This is a genomic window from Micromonospora sp. ALFpr18c (genome assembly GCF_008868155.1).
Taxonomy (GTDB): Bacteria; Actinomycetota; Actinomycetes; order Mycobacteriales; family Micromonosporaceae; genus Micromonospora.
The window spans coordinates 1-576 of record NZ_WBKR01000469.1 but is presented as its reverse complement, the minus strand read 5'-3'; the positions used below and the strand labels follow the sequence as shown (position 1 = coordinate 576).

The window sequence follows — 576 nt, the reverse complement described above, 5'->3', positions numbered from 1 at the left end:
GGATGGTGACGATCGCTGCGGCCAGGTACAGGTAGAAGTCGATGATCTGGGCGTTGCGGTCGGTGCAGCGGCGGATCTTGCCGAAGCCGTTCATCCAGGAGTTGGTTCTCTCCACGACCCAGCGTTTGCCGATTTGGATCGGGGCGGGTATGCCTTTGCGGGCGATCTCGGCGTCGAAGCCGATCTCTTCGAGCAGGTCACGGGTTCGGTTGCTGTCGTAGCCGCGGTCCAGGTGCGCGGTGACCTGCTCGGGCCAGTAGTGCCGTAGTTGGGTGCTGCATGCTGCGAAGGTGTCGCGTAGCAGCGGGGAGTCGTGCCGGTTGGCGGGGGCGCCGGTGATTCCGAGCGGGATGCCGTAGCCGTCGACGCCGGTCGAGCGTTTCATGCCGCCTTTGCCGCGGTCGACCGGGGACCGGCCGGCCCGGTCCCCGCCGCACGGCGCCTTGGTGATGGCGCCGTCGGCACTGACGTCGGCCAACTCCAGGCCGATCATGCGGTCGTAGGCTTCGAGTGCCAGTTCGTGTAGTTGTTCGCCCAGGCCGGCCTCGGCCCACACGTGCAGGCGTCTGCGGATCG

1 protein-coding gene is annotated in these 576 nt (G+C 67.4%); it reads right to left on the bottom strand.

Annotated features, from left to right (window positions below):
* Positions 1–576 (bottom strand): transposase (locus F8271_RS31725; RefSeq protein ID WP_151493435.1); only part of this gene is annotated, 576 nt, incomplete at both ends.